Origin of the sequence: Lacticaseibacillus parahuelsenbergensis (assembly GCF_030770265.1) — a bacterium.
In the GTDB taxonomy this organism is placed as follows: Bacteria; Bacillota; Bacilli; order Lactobacillales; family Lactobacillaceae; genus Lacticaseibacillus; species Lacticaseibacillus casei.
In genome coordinates, this window is record NZ_CP132482.1 from 1,947,417 (window position 1) to 1,963,037 (window position 15,621).

A 15,621-nucleotide genomic window follows, 5' to 3' on the forward strand; every position below is an offset into this window, starting at 1 on the left:
CACTCTTTTTCTTAATTAAAAACCGTCGCTAGACTGCGACAAATATTTTTAAACTCAGAAAAAAGTATAACAGATTATCGGGTTGGAATCTAAGCTACCTGAACCATCGGCCCTAACAGCTCCCAATACTAGCGGGTTGCTGTACCTACTTGAATGGTGTGCATAGGTTCGAGTCCAGAAATCATATACAAGGCATTGCCTTCTGTCCACGTAATTTGATTTTGTCGAGTGTTCGCATCCGTCACAGCTAAATCGACCGTCCCGTGTGTATCAGGTACCGGCAAGGCATTTTTGGCAAACCATGCGACTGCCTGCTTAGCAAGCGGCAGCGGATCTTCACCGTTAACAGCAGAGGCTTTAACAGTCACAGTCCAACGACCCTCATTCCAAGTCAGATAAGACGATCCGGCTGCACCTTGACTCGCGGCATAAATACCATCTCCAATGGCGACTTGGCGCAATCCCTGCGTCGATCGTGCTGGGGCCACCTGCGCCTGTGCGTCAGCTGCACTCGCATACGTTTTCTTCTGAATGGCCAACTCGGCATTGATATTCTGCAAAGTTGGATCGTTATATGGTAACGCTGACTGCCCTGGACTGAAGAAAATCGAATAATTCGCTTGATCACCAGTTGCAAAGATATTTAAATGCTGTGAGTTTGCAACCGGGTATGAAGCAGGCCACTTGGCATTTGGAATCTGGTTAAATACAGCTCGTTTCAGTGTTGCCAATCTCTGGTCATTTGACGTTGTGCCACTCGAGGCCGCTGTTGCAGCTTTTTGACCAGTTTGGCTGGTAGTTGAAGCAGCAGTCTGACTACTCGATTGCGTGGAGCTTTGACTTGCACTAGCCTTGGCGCTAGGCTTTTTTGCTGATGCTTTTTTGGCCTTATGACTTGTCTGGCTAGTCTTAACAGATTCTTTTTGGCTGTTACTGCTCTGATTACTTTGCCCGCAACCCGCAGCAAAGACCAACAACAACACCGGTAGTACTAACAGCGTCTTCTTCATTTAAAACGCCTCCCCCTTAATATAACTCAAGTATATGCTTTAATTATAAATAGTTCACTTAATTGACGCGCCAACTGGCGGGGGGGAAGTAAGTTATTAAGAAATTCGTTAAACATTTGAACGTATGCAAAAATCGGCTCCGGAATAACAAACTTGTCTTCCCGGAACCGATTCATTCGAATGTGCTATTACGACAAGTGCGTGATATCCTGCTGAACCACCAAGTCATGCAACTTCTGACGTTCCGGTTCCGTGTCTTCCTCAAGTCCCTGCGAGGAAACCTTGTCAAATAAGACCTTAATGGTTTGTAGCAAAATACGGGCATCTAGAAAAATGCTGTAAGTCTTGATATACAGCAGATCAAACTTCAATTTACTGTGGTAGTCGGAAGCGTATTTGCCATAAACCTGCGCGTAACCAGTAATCCCGGCGCGAACATTATGACGCAGATAGTAATGCGGTTCCTGTTGGTTAAACTGATTGACGAAATACGGACGTTCTGGACGCGGCCCAACGATGGACATGTCACCTTTTAAAACATTGAAAATCTGAGGCAACTCATCCAGGCGAAACTTCCGCAAATACTTGCCAACCGGTGTAATCCGCGAATCATGCGCTTTAGCCAACACCGGACCAGATTTCGCTTCGGCAGTTGCCGACATCGTGCGAAACTTCAAGATCTTAAACTCTCTTTGATTCAAGGTGATCCGCGTCTGTTTATAAATCACCGGACCTGGTGAAGTTAATTTCACCAATAAAGCCGTGATCAACATAAAAGGTGATGCAACGATTAGCATTAACAAGGCAACGACAATGTCAAAAATCCGTTTAAGGACGGCGCTTTCGGGCTTAATGCGAAATTGCGTGATGCCCATGACACTTTCATCTTCGAAATTCATTAGATTTGGCCGTAACATCATCAAGTTATCAAACGTTGATGGTAACAGGATGGTCTTTTCTTTTTTAATGATGATATCGATGATTTCCCGCCGTTGTTCATCCGGTAAGCTCTTGGTAAGGTAGAAAATATCCACCTTATCAATAATCTTTTTGGCGTTCTCAACAAAGTGATCTGAGATAACGTAGGTTACTTTATGTTTGTTGTTCTTAGCAGAATGGAAGTTTTCCAAAACAGCAGGTAATTCATGTTCATACGAAAGCACGGCCACCTTGTAGTTACTCGTAAAGTGGATGTACATGTAATATATGAAAACGCGCCAAATACCAAGAATCAGAATACTAAGCACAAACGAATATGCAAGCACCAGTCTTGGAAATGCAAAGAACCGCCCCATGAACGTAATCATGGTTAATCCCAATATGGTAATCGTCTGGGCCAATACCGTATTGAAGATAATGTCACTGATTCGCCGATTATAGTAGACGTAGACGCCCAGGAAAAAGTTAACAAACAGAAAGAGCAGCGAAATGTAAATCGCCGAACCTTCGTACATCTTAAAGTTCCATTCGGGAATCTCCGCACCAAATCGCCAGTAAAAGGCGAGTAATATACTTAAATTAAAAAGACCGACATCGCCGATCATCGTCAACAGCCGTTTAAGACCGTTCCATTCGGCACTTTGTTTCATACAGCAACCCTCTCAGTAAATATCTTTGGTTGAAAACAGCTCACTCATTATAGCATATGTTCGGTATTTGTCTGCTGCCGTGAACAGCGATTGGCAAGGCACCTGCGCCGAAACGAATGGTGCAACATCATCGTTGATAAGGAATGCCATCTCGTTCAGCGCTTTTAATCCCACGCCGCGCAGAAATGTCCGCCCACCAATAAGGAAACAGCACTTTAAAGAGATGCTTTAGCCGACCACGTAAGCCAGCATTGGCACTTCCCCAAGAATTATCGAACAGATGTTCCATGTAGTTAGCATCTTGATTCCGACTTGCATATGTAAAATAATCACGCGGATAAACGATGATCCCCGATTCCAACTCTTGACGCTGACCATTCATCCTAAAATCAGGATAAAGTCGCATCAGAATTTTTGTCACAACCGGATTACTGGTCATTTTCTGCATATCATCCTGTAACTCAGGGAATTTCCGTCCAGCATAGACATCTAGAATTTCGGCTAGCAGCGGTGTTTTGGCTTCAGCGCCGATAAATGATGTCAAAATACTATTATCGTACTGAAAACCCCAGACCATCTTATGATCCAAAAATGGCGCAAGATCCTTCTTGATAATCATGTCCGTATCAAGATAAAACCCGCCATACTGATACAAAACCGCGTATCGCAATTCATCCGCAGCATAGCCAAGTTTGCCCGCTTGGTACATTTTTTCAGAAAATGCATATTTTTTCAAATCGAAGTTTTTGTCATTCCAAAACTTAAATTCCCAGTCCGGCAGCTTCTCTTTCCACTCCTGAACCCGATCCTCGATAAACGATGGCGGTGTGCTGCCAAACCAGGCATAATGAATAATCTTAGGTATCATAGGCTTCCCCCTCTTTAAATGTCAGCGTTTGTCGGTTATACCCATCAGTGAATAATGCAAAAAGTAATATAAACTTTTAAAAATATTGAGATGTTCATGCTGCCGATAAATCGTCCATGTCCACTGAGCCGCCTGCAATTTGTTTGAACTCAGCGATGTCTGATGCTTCCGATATTGAGCCAAGATTCGGTCAGACGCAAGGTAGGCAAGCGTTCCGCCACGGGCAATCGACAACCAGCAAGCGTAATCTTCATGATTTATTTTAGGAAATGGATACTTTTGGGCAATTTTCCGAGTCAACATGACGGTCAATAGTCCGATCCGATTGCCTTTTAGCATTTCGTGGTAATCCAGACGGGCTTCAGAAATCTTACGCTCGCCGATTTTAGTGCCATGATCGTCCACCACATCGTACGAGCAATAAGAGAAGGCTGCTTGATGCTGCTGCATAAATGCGACCTGAAGCTTTAATTTATCGGGAAGCCACAAATCATCGCTGTCCAAAAAAGCAACGTACTGCCCCTCAGCATTTGCCACACCAACGTTGCGGGCATTGGCAACACCCTGATTGTCATCGAGGTGAACAAACCGGATTCGACTGTCGCTAGCGGCCAACTGTTGACCGACTTCCGCTGTCTGATCAGTCGAATCATCGTCAATAATGAGCAATTCAAAATCTTTAAAAGTCTGGTCTAAAACTGACTGCACGGTCTTCGGAAGATACGCTGCAGCATTGTAAGCTGGCATCACAACGGAAACTACTGGTGTCTTAACCAAAATATCTCTCCTACAAGCATAAATTAAAGCAAACAACACGAAAAATGACCAGCCATCCGTTACGCGATGACCGATCAATCTTACTATTGAACCGACGCCACATACTTCGCCAGCCCTTCAGCAAGCGGCGTATGGGTCATGAAATCAAACTGATCTAGCTTAGCTGTTTGGGCATACGAATCGCGAATGTCACCTAAACGTGGCGCTTTGTGCGTCGCGTGAAGCGTTTTGCCAGTGAGCTTTTCGAGTTCCTTAGCCACTTGATTTAGACTTGTTTGCTTGCCATTTGCCACGTTGAAGACATCATCGCGCGCGCTTGGCGTTTCTAGCAAGCCGCGAATGGCATGCACCACATCGCCGACATAGATGAAGTCGCGTGTTTGTTCACCGTCACCGAAGAACGTGAAGGGTTTGTCCTCCTTCAAGGCGTCCATCATAATCGACAGAACACCGCTGTATGGCGATTTTGGATTTTGCTTTGGCCCGTAAACATTGAAAAAGCGGGTGCAGACCATTGGCATATCGTATAGGCGCCCGTAGTTTAAGACCGCGCGTTCGGTCGCAAACTTGTCGACCGCATATTGGGTCAGCGGTTTGACCGCCATGTCCTCTTTCTTTGGCAGTTCAGGCGAATCGCCATAAACAGCGGCTGAACTGGCAAAGAAAAGTTTCTTGTAGGCGATCTTTTGTGTCCGCAAGGTTTCAATGATATTTAAATTGGCTTCCTGGTTAACCTGGTGGGTTGCGTATGGCCGTTCAACGGAATCGGCAACACTGGCAATGGCTGCCAACAGCACGATGTAATCGAACTGGCCTTCCATCAGAAGTTGGGACATGAAGGCATGATCGGTGATGCTATGTTCATAGAATGTAATCCGGCTGGAATCAGGAATATTGGTTCGCAAGCCCATCGATAAATCATCGACAATGGTGATCGTATTATCAGGATCCGTTAACAACAGCTCGGTTAAATTGGATCCGATAAACCCGGCGCCACCGGTCACTAAGTAACTACTCAAGATAATTTCCTCCGTCTTGCTGGTTTTATTTCTCTCCTATGGTATCACAGCCGCGCCCCAACCACCGCAGCTTATACCAAATGTTAGGAAAATGATAAGAACCGTTCCAAATGGCACCCTGCTTGCCAATACCGCACACGCAACATTGAATCCATCCCCATATACTAAATCGACTCTGGCAGCACACATTGATGTGCTGTCAGAGTCGATTTTGGTGATGTTCACCTGCTTAAAAACCTAGTTCGACTGCACCAATCGCCGATCCAACCAGCGACTTGCCAACGACAAGGCATAGTTGACAACAAAATACATCACAGCTAACGCAACAAACATTGGAATCATGTAGTTAATGTTCTGCCCATATATGATTTGCGCATGGTACGTCGCTTCTGGCAACAGGATAATCGTGGCCAGTGATGTGTCTTTGACCAGTGAAATGAACTGGCTGACAATGGGCGGAATCATTTTCTTCAGCGCCTGAGGCATGATGATATAGCGCATCGCCTGATAAAATGTCAGGCCATTGCTGCGAGCTGCTTCCATTTGCCCACGCGGGACGGCATTGATGCCTGACCGGACGATTTCGGCCAGCATCGCCGATTCGAAAATGCTCATCGCCACAATGGCCGCAATGATGACGTTCAGGCGAATGCCGATTTCCGGCAACGCAAAGTACGTGAAGAACAAGATCAGCAGCAGCGGCAAATTCCGAATCACATCAATAACAAAGCCGACAATCGCGGAAAAATATTTAATGTTGACATAACGCGCTAAGCCTAAAATCACCCCGAGAACGAAGCTAAAGAAGATGGAAGCGACAGAAACTTCCAAGGTCACGCCTAGTCCCTGAAGCAGGTAGCGTAAGTTGATCCAAGAATACGCGTCGATAAAATTATGCATCAGTCCTGCTCCTTTCTATGCGGTGACCCATTTTTTCTCAAGATAACGCATCAGATAACTTAACGGCATGGTCAAGATGAGATAAAGGATCCCGACGATCAGGTAAGTATCAAAGGTCGAAAAGGTCGTTGCCGCAATGAGTTTGCCTTGATACATCAGATCGAAGCCGGCAACGAAGGCCAGAACCGAACTGTTTTTAACCAAGTTAATGAACTGATTGCCCAGCGGCGGGATCACAATTTTAAATGCTTGCGGGAAAATGATCTGCGTCATCGCTTGCGTATAACTCATTCCGATACTGCGAGCACCTTCCATTTGGCCGCTGGGAACCGCTTCGATCCCTGCGCGTACGGTTTCGGCGATAAACGCACTCGTATAGATTAACAGGCCAATGGTGCCGGCGGTGAAGCCATCGATTTTGACGATAAACTGCGGCACGATCACATAGAAAGCCAACGTGATGACCAGCAACGGAATGTTCCGCACCACCTCGACATAAATTCGGCCGATGATCCGCAGCGCCTTGAATGGGGAAATTTCCATCAACGCAAACAAGGTGCCGATGATCAGACTGCCGATCAATGCAAGAATACTGGCCGCCAAGGTATAGCCAAGTCCGGAAAGAAAGGTGTTCCAGTTATTGGTAAGAATCGACCACATATCATTCCACCTCCTTAAGACTGAACCCTGGCACATCGCCAAACCACTTTTTGATTAGCTTGGCATAGGTGCCGTTTTGCTTGAGTTGTTTGATCGCCTTGTTGACTGCCTTGACAAATGGCCGCTGCCCTTTGTTAATGGCAATCCCATAAGGTTCCTTGGTAAAGGTGCCACCAGTAACAATGTAGCGATTATCCTGTTCAGACATCCCGTACAAAATCCCGTTGTCGGTGGTAAGCGCATCCCCTTGCCCAGACTTCAAAGCGGTAAACGCTTGAGCATAATCCGCCAGCTGAAGCACGGTTGTCTCAGGTGCAGCTTTTTTGACGTTGTCGACCGAGTTGGAACCCTGCACGCCAATGACCTTCGTCCCTTTCTTCAGGTCCTTCACGGTTTTGATGGGACTGCCTTTTTTAACCAAAAGACTTTGGCCGGCGTTAAAATAAACATCGGAAAAATCCAGAATCTTCTGACGCTCCGGGGTAATCGTCATGGTAGCGATCACGGCGTCAACGTTACCGCCTTTGAGCATAGGTACCCGGGTATCACTAGTCACCTGAACCAGCTGGGCGTTCCCCTTATTGCCTAAAATCTGTTTGGTCACGGCTTTGGCCATGTCAACGTCAAAGCCTTCGATTTTATCGGTTTTAATATTCATCAAACCAAAAAGTCGGGTGTCGGCTTTAACGCCCCATACAATGGTATTGGTCGCCTTGGCATGGCTCAAAATATCCCGATCCGCGACACTTTTCCCGCAACTGCTAAGCGGTATCATCAGTAGCAACAACACCAGCGGCAGGAGCATGCGTTTCCACATCTTTTTCATTTAACACACCTGCTTTCATAAAGTATCCCATCCGTAACTGGTCTTGTTGGGCTAATGATTGATGATCTTACTGATGAATTCCTTGGCCCGCGGCTCTTGCGGATCATCGAAGAATTGGTTGACATCGCTGGAGTCGACCAGAATCTGGCCATCATCCATGAAAACGATGCGGTTGCCGACGTGGCGGGCAAAGCCCATTTCATGGGTGACCACGACCATCGTCATCCCTTGCTCAGCAATTTTTTGCATAACATCCAGCACATCACCGATCATTTCCGGATCCAGCGCACTAGTCGGTTCGTCAAACAAAATGGCTTTCGGCTTCATGGCAAGACTACGGGCAATGGCAACCCGCTGCTGCTGACCACCGGATAACTCACCCGGAAAACTGTCCGCTTTGCTTTCCAGTCCGACCATTTTAAGCAAATCGCGGGCTTCCTGTTCAACTTCGGCTTTATCACGCTTCAACACCAGATCAGGCCCGAGCGTGACATTTTGCAACACGTTCTTGTTGGCATACAGATTAAAATGCTGAAAAACCATGCCGACATTCTTACGGATACGGTTCATATCGGTTTTCTTGTCGGCTAAATCAAAGTCATTGACAATCAGCTGGCCGGACGTAATCCGCTCGAGTCCATTGATGCAGCGCAACAAGGTGCTTTTACCAGACCCGGAAGGCCCGATTATCGTGACCACCTCACCACGATCGACTGTTAGATTAATATTTTTTAATGCTTGGAATTTGCCAAAATACTTGTTAACGTCATGAAACTCAATCATTGACATTTTGGAGGACCTCCTTGGGTTCACTAGCTCTTATCATGGATTTTACATAGAAAAATAATGATGCGCAAATATTTCTTTTAAAAATTGAGCATTTATTCGGTGGAAAAAACGAAAAATGCCGGTTTTTGGGACTTTTGCGGATGGGACCGCGATGTGGGAATTTGGTGTGCAGATATTGCAGAAACGGATGGCTTGTTTCTCGGCATGACGAAAAGGCTTTCGCACGTAAACTAATATTTTATCTGTAATCACAAACAAAGCCAAGCAAAAAGCCGCGGCATTTCACCTTGACTGCTTGTCAATGTGAAATACCGTGACTTGCTGACACTATTTTGGTATGAACGGTGACACCGTATCACTACCTTATTTCTGATGCCGTCTACTTTCTCGAGTCGGCAGTTGCTCCGGTTGGTGCGGCGCTATTCTGGTTGCATCGTTATCAAGCGCGTGGCGTCCTTCCCTAGTCTCCTGCGGTGCGTGTGGCGGCCGTTCCTCCACGGGAGACGTGTCGGTAACATCCTTCTCCTGTAATGCGGCTGGCGACTTATCCTGATACGCCAGCTGTACGGTCAAACTGTAGGGCTGCGATTCTTTGCGCAATCCGGTACGTCCCAAAAGCTTCTGCTCGCCGCCAATCAGAAAAACGTTGGCCGCCACCAGATGATAGTCCTGCGCCGCTTTTTCAACCGGCAACAAACCCACCCGCTCCACAGTTGCGATGGGTTTGGCAGTCAGCGCGTTTAAGCCACCGGTAATAATCAGCTGATCGTTGACATGTTGCAAATCAAAAAACGGCAACGGATAGGGTGCGCCAATAGCGAGAACCGGTTGCTGCGTCTCCTGCGCAACTCGCTCAATCGCTTTGTCGTCCAAGCCTTGATAATTCAAACTCAAAACGCCTTGCTTAACCAAACTGGCAACCAACGCATCTAGATTGGCTTGTTGGTCATCGGTTAATGTGACATCAGCTGTCAACAATTGCTCTTGGGAAAAAACGCCGTTAGCTGGTGCAGCGCCTAATTGCGTTTTCAGCTCATTTTCGACAGCGGTTTTCTTCGCGCCATTGCTGCCCAACCATTTTTCAACGGTTGGCGAAATATCAAATCGCGTTGTCTTGTTTGTGAAGTAATACAGGAAGTTCAACGCAATAAAATACAAAAAGACAACAAACGCCAACAGGAACAATGCACCGCGAATCCGAAAGTCCGGATAGCGCAGATTTTCAATGGCAACATAGAGCAAGTAAAAATTAGCGAAAAATGCCACCCACGTGAAGGCCTTGCCTTTGGGTTTATCGGCAATGTTAAAGTAGCCCAGCACGCGGTTGATAATATCAATAACAGTTAACATGATTTCATCCTTTCCGCGGCTTATTGGCCATTCATGCCGGTTGTGTCAGTTCCTTGGTCAGTACTTGTCTGGTTCTGATCAGTGGTTTGCCCGTTATTGGTGGAAGCAGTGCTTGGCGTGGAGGTCACAGAGGATGTTGATGCCTTTGAGGTCGAAGTTGCCGAACTTGGTGTCGACGTTGCACTCGCGGTACTGGTCGTTTCGTTATTGTTCTCCTCATGACTCGGCTGCGTCTGCGACTGGCTAGCAGCAGACGGCTGGGACGCCGAAGTTTGACTTGGTTCCGGCTTTGACGAGGCTGAACGCGCAGCCTTAGAAGCCGATTCGGATTTTATTTTGGATACCAACGAACTCTGATCGGTTGCCGATTTAGGCTGATTGACCGGGTTAATTGTATTCACAATGTTATACGCACTAATCAAAACAATCAGTGAAACAATCGCAGTCGGCGGTAATAATGGCGGTGTTCGATAAGCCATGTAGCCAGCTCCTTTCATTCATCGTTTCATTTTACCCCAAAAGTAGCAGGAAACACCTTAAGTTACCGCTAAAATTATACGCTATTTATAGCGTTGGCCAAAGTGGCGTTCCTTTTAACAGTCAGGATATACTTACTGACGCGTTGGCCAGATTTGAAACATGCATCACGACGCATAACTAAAAAAGACATCAGAGAATGGCTATCTCTGGTGCCGATACATCTACGGAGCACATCTGCGTGATTTACTTGCAACTGGTCGTTAGGCATTAGCTTCTTTTAAACTGTTCGCCCGCTTTTGGCATTCCGCGCACAAACCATAAAGTTCAAAATTGTGGCTTTGAATTTTAGCGCCCGGAACCTGATCTTCAAAGTAATTCAGCGGACACATTTTAAGTTCAATCACCTTACCACAGTTCGTACAGATGAAATGGTGATGATGCGGATGCTGGAAATCACACTGCAGTTTAACCACGATTTGGTCGTCTTGCATGCGACTTTCCAGAATGCCCATTTCGATAAACGATTTGACGTTGCGATAAATCGTATCATGCGACACCCCGGGGAATTGCGTGCGCATATACCGATCCAGAATCGTGACGGCCGTATACCGATGCTGGTTCCTGCCCAGATAGTCCACCATTGACTCACGTTGTTTGGTGACCCGGTAACCGTGCTGTTTTAACTGCTTTAATGCAATTGTTGTGTTATCCATGGAAATAAGCTCCTTTGGCTTGACACTTTAACTTAAGACGTGTAATGTATCAAATCGTACTGATTACGATTAGTACCATTTAGTGTAACACGCCTGACAGGAGGAAGCAATATGGCTGAAAAAACCGATTATGCATCTGCCGCACGTCGTTTAAAAAGTAAGAATCCCAAGACCCGTTCACGCGCTAAACGTGTGATTAAGGCCGTTAAGAAACCGACTAAATAACCATTGACAGATATTCAAATAGACTGACCGTGACCTTTTGCCAGTGCATGGCGAAGGGTCACGTTTTATTTTTTTCCGGATTCAGCGATATTAAGCCACAACTTTTAAGCGCCAGATCTTTCATGAACCGATCAACCTGTTCCCGCGCTTCATCCCAACTGTCATTTTTGATCACCGTCGCAAACGGCTTGAGTTCATCCGGCAAGGTTAAATCCCGCTTATATTCAGGACTCTTCAGCCGTGCTGCCACCATCGCCGGATCATCGCCGCGACCCAGTAAACGATCTTTTAAAACAGTCGGATCATCAATGGTGAGGAATAACACCACGACTTCTTTAGGGAGCTCCTGAACATAAGTGATCGCCCCTTTAGTATCCAAGACAATACTTAAAAAAGGATGCTTCGCCCAATTTTTCTCGAGCGATTCATGTGAAGAACCATATTCATAGCCAGCATAAGTGACCTTTTCGATAAAATGTTTCGTTGCAAAACTTGCCGGCGTTTCAAAATAATAATCGACGCCATTCTTTTCACCCTTACGAGCCGGACGAGTGGTGTGCGTCATAACGCGGTGAATTCGGTAGTTATCGCGCAGATACGCACTCACCGTTGTTTTGCCGGTACCTGTTGCCCCTGTGATCACAATCAACTTATGTGCCGCCTTCATGATCCGCCTCCTTGAATATTGCCTCGATTGTACCAAATCAGCGCCGATTCGTCAGCTGAAAATCAACATTGAGCGGTATTTAAAAATGAAATCAATTTAGTCTTTTTTACTCGAAGCTTCAGGACAAGTCCTGGTAAAAAGCGACCACCCCAAAATGATCACTCGACACAAACCCAATCTTCTCGTAAAAGGCGCGTGTGTCTGGTTGATCATCCGTCAACAAAACCCGCTGCCGCACTTCCGGATAGTGATCAACCAATGCCTTCACCAATTGGCGGCCAATCCCTTGACGTTGATAGTTGGGAAGCACCAGCAGATCCTGAATAAAAAGGATCGTTTCACCGTCGCCCACTGCCCGAATCAACCCGACTAACCGGTCCCCATCAAAGGCACCCAGAACCTTGAGCGACTGTGCCAAGGCTCGTTTTAGTTTTACTGGATCGCGCGTGTACATCACCCATCCAACGGCTTGATATAAGGCCAATACAGCTTCGTCATCAAGTTTGCGATTGTCAATCTTGATCATTCTTTGTCCCCTCCTAGTGAGCTTGAATCACTGCTTAACTCAAGCAAAAATTCATCCACAATTATCAGTTTGATCATATTGTCGCATAGATTGCGCATAATAGGCTTGCGACTCGTCCGATTATTTTGAATTTATTTTAAAAGAAAAAGACCGGCCACCATGACCGATCTTTTAAATATATATTTTGCAGGATGTGAACAACTAATTAAAGACGACGGCCAAATTCAGGTGCAAAGTAAGCCATACTTTGAACAGTGACATTCTGACCCGGTGCCGGCGCATGGATGTACTGGCCATTGCCGATGTAAATGCCAACGTGATAGGCACTGCCAACGCCGCCCCAGAAGACTAAGTCGCCGGCCTGAAGATCAGAAACTGCCACGTAAGAACCGAGCGTGCTTTGGGCTTGCGAAGTCCGTGGCAGGCTAACGCCGGCTTCTTTAGCAGCGTAATAAATCAAACCTGAGCAGTCAAAGCCTGAAGGTGAAGTGCCACCATAAACATATGGCACACCGAGATACTTAGCAGCGTTACTTGCGATGCTGCCACCGGAAACGGAAACCGTACTGCTGCCAGCTGAAGCAGGTGCCGTAGAGGAAGTCACACTTGTGCTGGAAGCATTGTTACTTGCAGAAGCAGTGCTTGTACTTGATGCTGTTGACGTCGAAGTGGTGCTTGCTGCGTCACTAACGGCCTTTTGTGCAGCGGCAGTCTTGGCAGCTTCTTCTGCGGCCAATTCAGCTAACTTGTCTTTATTGGCATCAATCATCTTTTGTGCGTCGGCAGCCGCTTTGTCAGCATCTGCCTTCAAGCCATCAATCTTGGCCTTATCGCTTTCAAGTTGCGCCTTGGTTGCAACCAGGCTCTTTTGCTTAGCTTCCTGGTTAGCTTTCAGATCCTTGACTTTCGCCTCTGAATCCTTGACTGCCTGCAAAGCTTCGGTGCTAGCCTGACTCAACTTGCTAACAGTAAAGGAACGACCCACTAAGTCAGTCAAACTACTTGAATTCAGAATGAAATCAAAATAGACATTGCCGGTAACCGAATTGCCGACCCGTTTTTGCAAGGAGATCAATTGATCTTTCAAATTATTCTTGCGTTGGTTAACTTCTTGATTGGCTTTCGTCAGCTGGCCGTCAAGATCAGTGATTTTAGCTTGGCTATCTTTGATCTCAGCCTCGGCCTTTTGAATCGCCAAAACCTTGTTGGAAACGTCATTACTCAGCTTCGCGCTTTTATCGTTAGCTGCCTGAAGCTGTTTCATCAAATCATCGTTCTTCGCTTGCAAACTTGATTTGTCGTCTGCCGCGCGAACGGTTGTTGCTGCTACACCCGAAACCCCAACACCAGCTAATGTTGCAACGGTGATAGCGCCCGTAACTAATTGCCGTAATCTCATCTTTATCGCCACTCCTGCTTTCATTTTGTTCACAATTGTCACATTAACACTGAACTATTACAGGCTTGTTACAAGGCCGTTACCATCAGAATACTTTCGCAATTAAATCAACATTATTTTATGATCATATTGATAATTAGTTTACGCCCTAGTTATATTTTCGCGTTTGCATGCAAAAAAACAGGAACAAAGCGCGGCTTCATCCCTGACTTTTTGCAATGCCTGTCATTTAATTTTTACTGTTGAGCTTTTTAGTTGGCAGCGTTTACTTAGCTGACGCAACCATCAACGACATCGTTTATTTGATCTTAACCAGGAAGTAACGCTTTTTCCCGCGCCGAACAATGACGTACTGACCGTCAAAATGGGTGCTTGGATCAACTTCAAAATCAAGTTCGCGTTGGCGGGTCCCGTTAATTGTGATCGCACCATTCTGAATGTCCTCACGCGCCTGGCGACGACTCGGTTCGATTTTAGTGGTATCTACCAGCCAAGTAACGATATTCTCTGCAGTTTTCGGCGCTTCCACCGTTGGAAACTGCTCAAATCCCTGCTTGATTTCTTCCGCGCTTAAGTCCGCGACATCACCGGAGAAAAGGGCGGTACTGATGCTTTCGGCTTGATCCACCGCTTTTGGGCCGTGAACAAACTTCGTAACGGAACGGGCCAATTCCCGTTGTGCTTCGCGTTTTTCCGGATGCGTTTTAGTCGCTTCAACCAATTCCGCAATGGCATCCCGTGACAGGAACGTGAAGAACTTGAGGAACTTTTCAACATCGGCATCATCCTGGTTGAACCAGAATTGATAGAACTCATACGGCGAGGTCTTTTCCGGATCAAGCCAAACCGCTCCGCCTGCGGATTTACCAAACTTGGTGCCATCCGCCTTGAGCATCAGTGGATTCGTGAGGCCGTAAGCACGGGCATCCGGGCCTTCGATCCGATGAATCAGGTCAATCCCCGCTGTGATGTTGCCCCACTGATCGGCACCACCAATTTGCAGCTGAACGTCTTCGTGCTTGAACAGATGCAGAAAATCAACCGACTGCAGAATTTGATATGTGAACTCAGTGTATGAAATCCCGGTTTCCAGACGACTGGCCACAACTTCTTTGTTCAACATGTTATTGACAGAAAATAGCTTCCCGTAATCCCGCAAAAAGTCCAGCATCGAGATTTTCGATAACCAATCATAATTATCGACAATCCGGAAATCTTCCGTGCCAAACAGATTCTCCATTTGGGCAGTCAATTTCTTTTTGTTGGTGGCGATAGTGTCCATCGTCTGCAAAACCCGCTCAGAATTACGCCCGGACGGATCACCAATCGAGCCGGTCCCACCGCCGATAACGATCACTGGACGGTGACCCATCAGCTGAAAACGCTTGAGAATCATAAACGGGATCAAATGGCCGACATGCAAAGAATCGCCGGTCGGATCCGTCCCGCAATAAACACTGACCGCCTTCTCTTGGGTCAGCTTGCGCAAGCCATCTTCATCTGTCAGTTGATTCAGTGCTCCGCGCCATTTTAATTCGTCTAAAATCTTGCCTCGTTGTGTTTCTGTCATCAGTCGATTTCCTCCTATTTTTCATGTGCGCGAGCCGCAATGTTCACGCTTCTTCATAACGCGTTCGCTGGCACTGAAGCCGGTTCACACTCAAAAAAAATCGTCCCTGATCTTATCAATAAGATCAGGGACGACTTTCACCGCGGTACCACCCAAATTATGCTATGCATCACTCTCATGGATATCGGCATGACCCGCGGCCAGTGTTTCTTGAGTTGTAATTCATGCTGTTAAGCGCAACGGTTCGCAGCAA

The 15,621-nt window shown here is 46.5% G+C and carries 18 protein-coding genes; 2 read left to right on the forward strand and 16 right to left on the reverse strand.

Annotation, left to right across the window (positions count from 1 at the left end; translation table 11 throughout):
• Positions 1–128: 128 nt before the first annotated feature.
• The 9 genes from LACPH_RS09140 to LACPH_RS09180 form a co-directional block, all read right to left on the reverse strand.
• Positions 129–1,010 (reverse strand): hypothetical protein, encoded by an 882-nt coding sequence (locus LACPH_RS09140; RefSeq protein WP_306386732.1) that lies wholly within the window; start codon positions 1,008–1,010, stop codon positions 129–131.
• A gap of 188 nt (positions 1,011–1,198) precedes the next feature.
• Positions 1,199–2,599, reverse strand: a complete 1,401-nt coding sequence (locus tag LACPH_RS09145) for a sugar transferase (RefSeq protein ID WP_306386733.1) — start codon at positions 2,597–2,599, stop codon at positions 1,199–1,201.
• Between the two features lie 127 nt (positions 2,600–2,726).
• Entirely contained in the window at positions 2,727–3,467 is a 741-nt protein-coding gene (locus LACPH_RS09150; RefSeq protein ID WP_306386734.1) for a glycosyltransferase family 32 protein, read from the reverse strand.
• A 21-nt stretch (positions 3,468–3,488) separates the two neighbouring features.
• Positions 3,489–4,244 (reverse strand): glycosyltransferase family 2 protein, encoded by a 756-nt coding sequence (locus tag LACPH_RS09155; RefSeq protein WP_306386735.1) that lies wholly within the window; start codon positions 4,242–4,244, stop codon positions 3,489–3,491.
• An 83-nt stretch (positions 4,245–4,327) separates the two neighbouring features.
• Positions 4,328–5,263 carry an NAD-dependent epimerase/dehydratase family protein gene (locus LACPH_RS09160; RefSeq protein WP_025012875.1) on the reverse strand — a complete coding sequence of 312 codons (936 nt, stop codon included), beginning with the start codon at positions 5,261–5,263 and terminating at the stop codon, positions 4,328–4,330.
• Between the two features lie 237 nt (positions 5,264–5,500).
• On the reverse strand, positions 5,501–6,163 hold the full coding sequence (locus tag LACPH_RS09165) for an amino acid ABC transporter permease (protein WP_010491536.1): 663 nt from the start codon (positions 6,161–6,163) through the stop codon (positions 5,501–5,503).
• 15 nt (positions 6,164–6,178) lie between these two features.
• Positions 6,179–6,823, reverse strand: coding sequence for an amino acid ABC transporter permease (locus LACPH_RS09170; protein WP_047105698.1), 645 nt, complete (start codon positions 6,821–6,823; stop codon positions 6,179–6,181).
• Between the two features lies 1 nt (position 6,824).
• Entirely contained in the window at positions 6,825–7,649 is an 825-nt protein-coding gene (locus LACPH_RS09175; protein WP_306386736.1) for a glutamate ABC transporter substrate-binding protein, read from the reverse strand.
• A 51-nt stretch (positions 7,650–7,700) separates the two neighbouring features.
• Positions 7,701–8,438, reverse strand: coding sequence for an amino acid ABC transporter ATP-binding protein (locus LACPH_RS09180; RefSeq protein ID WP_025012879.1), 738 nt, complete (start codon positions 8,436–8,438; stop codon positions 7,701–7,703).
• A gap of 99 nt (positions 8,439–8,537) precedes the next feature.
• Here LACPH_RS09180 and LACPH_RS09185 point away from each other — a divergent pair, with 99 nt between their 5' ends.
• Positions 8,538–8,672 (forward strand): hypothetical protein, encoded by a 135-nt coding sequence (locus LACPH_RS09185; RefSeq protein ID WP_306386737.1) that lies wholly within the window; start codon positions 8,538–8,540, stop codon positions 8,670–8,672.
• 129 nt (positions 8,673–8,801) lie between these two features.
• Here the strand turns inward: LACPH_RS09185 and LACPH_RS09190 are convergent, their stop codons facing one another.
• The 3 genes from LACPH_RS09190 to LACPH_RS09200 all read right to left on the reverse strand — a co-directional run bounded on the left by LACPH_RS09190 (position 8,802) and on the right by LACPH_RS09200 (position 10,981).
• Positions 8,802–9,788 carry a DUF6681 family protein gene (locus tag LACPH_RS09190; RefSeq protein WP_306386738.1) on the reverse strand — a complete coding sequence of 329 codons (987 nt, stop codon included), beginning with the start codon at positions 9,786–9,788 and terminating at the stop codon, positions 8,802–8,804.
• 20 nt (positions 9,789–9,808) lie between these two features.
• On the reverse strand, positions 9,809–10,267 hold the full coding sequence (locus tag LACPH_RS09195) for a hypothetical protein (protein WP_306386739.1): 459 nt from the start codon (positions 10,265–10,267) through the stop codon (positions 9,809–9,811).
• Between the two features lie 261 nt (positions 10,268–10,528).
• Complete coding sequence (locus LACPH_RS09200; protein WP_010491549.1) at positions 10,529–10,981, reverse strand: Fur family transcriptional regulator; 453 nt, start codon at positions 10,979–10,981, stop codon at positions 10,529–10,531.
• A gap of 111 nt (positions 10,982–11,092) precedes the next feature.
• Here LACPH_RS09200 and LACPH_RS09205 point away from each other — a divergent pair, with 111 nt between their 5' ends.
• Positions 11,093–11,206: a putative metal homeostasis protein gene (locus tag LACPH_RS09205; protein ID WP_010491550.1), complete on the forward strand. Its 114-nt coding sequence runs from the start codon at positions 11,093–11,095 to the stop codon at positions 11,204–11,206.
• A gap of 58 nt (positions 11,207–11,264) precedes the next feature.
• Here the strand turns inward: LACPH_RS09205 and LACPH_RS09210 are convergent, their stop codons facing one another.
• From LACPH_RS09210 to tyrS, 4 genes are all read right to left on the reverse strand, one after another.
• Positions 11,265–11,873, reverse strand: a complete 609-nt coding sequence (locus LACPH_RS09210) for a nucleoside/nucleotide kinase family protein (protein ID WP_306386740.1) — start codon at positions 11,871–11,873, stop codon at positions 11,265–11,267.
• A gap of 118 nt (positions 11,874–11,991) precedes the next feature.
• Positions 11,992–12,399, reverse strand: a complete 408-nt coding sequence (locus LACPH_RS09215; protein ID WP_306386741.1) for a GNAT family N-acetyltransferase — start codon at positions 12,397–12,399, stop codon at positions 11,992–11,994.
• 205 nt (positions 12,400–12,604) lie between these two features.
• Positions 12,605–13,798 carry a C40 family peptidase gene (locus LACPH_RS09220; RefSeq protein ID WP_306386742.1) on the reverse strand — a complete coding sequence of 398 codons (1,194 nt, stop codon included), beginning with the start codon at positions 13,796–13,798 and terminating at the stop codon, positions 12,605–12,607.
• Positions 13,799–14,096: 298 nt separating this feature from the next.
• Entirely contained in the window at positions 14,097–15,368 is a 1,272-nt protein-coding gene (gene tyrS, locus LACPH_RS09225; protein WP_306386743.1) for a tyrosine--tRNA ligase, read from the reverse strand.
• Positions 15,369–15,621 lie beyond the last annotated feature (253 nt).

Excerpts from the sequence above, each read along its gene's own strand:
- LACPH_RS09175 (WP_306386736.1), bottom strand. The coding sequence starts at position 7,649 with ATGAAAAAGATGTGGAAACGCATGCTCCTGCCGCTGGTGTTGTTGCTA.
- LACPH_RS09210 (WP_306386740.1), bottom strand. The coding sequence starts at position 11,873 with ATGAAGGCGGCACATAAGTTGATTGTGATCACAGGGGCAACAGGTACC.
- LACPH_RS09140 (WP_306386732.1), bottom strand. The coding sequence starts at position 1,010 with ATGAAGAAGACGCTGTTAGTACTACCGGTGTTGTTGTTGGTCTTTGCT.
- LACPH_RS09220 (WP_306386742.1), bottom strand. The coding sequence starts at position 13,798 with ATGAGATTACGGCAATTAGTTACGGGCGCTATCACCGTTGCAACATTA.
- LACPH_RS09205 (WP_010491550.1), top strand. The coding sequence starts at position 11,093 with ATGGCTGAAAAAACCGATTATGCATCTGCCGCACGTCGTTTAAAAAGT.
- LACPH_RS09165 (WP_010491536.1), bottom strand. The coding sequence starts at position 6,163 with ATGCATAATTTTATCGACGCGTATTCTTGGATCAACTTACGCTACCTG.
- LACPH_RS09215 (WP_306386741.1), bottom strand. The coding sequence starts at position 12,399 with ATGATCAAGATTGACAATCGCAAACTTGATGACGAAGCTGTATTGGCC.
- LACPH_RS09195 (WP_306386739.1), bottom strand. The coding sequence starts at position 10,267 with ATGGCTTATCGAACACCGCCATTATTACCGCCGACTGCGATTGTTTCA.
- LACPH_RS09145 (WP_306386733.1), bottom strand. The coding sequence starts at position 2,599 with ATGAAACAAAGTGCCGAATGGAACGGTCTTAAACGGCTGTTGACGATG.
- tyrS (WP_306386743.1), bottom strand. The coding sequence starts at position 15,368 with ATGACAGAAACACAACGAGGCAAGATTTTAGACGAATTAAAATGGCGC.
- LACPH_RS09180 (WP_025012879.1), bottom strand. The coding sequence starts at position 8,438 with ATGTCAATGATTGAGTTTCATGACGTTAACAAGTATTTTGGCAAATTC.
- LACPH_RS09150 (WP_306386734.1), bottom strand. The coding sequence starts at position 3,467 with ATGATACCTAAGATTATTCATTATGCCTGGTTTGGCAGCACACCGCCA.
- LACPH_RS09190 (WP_306386738.1), bottom strand. The coding sequence starts at position 9,788 with ATGTTAACTGTTATTGATATTATCAACCGCGTGCTGGGCTACTTTAAC.
- LACPH_RS09200 (WP_010491549.1), bottom strand. The coding sequence starts at position 10,981 with ATGGATAACACAACAATTGCATTAAAGCAGTTAAAACAGCACGGTTAC.
- LACPH_RS09170 (WP_047105698.1), bottom strand. The coding sequence starts at position 6,823 with ATGTGGTCGATTCTTACCAATAACTGGAACACCTTTCTTTCCGGACTT.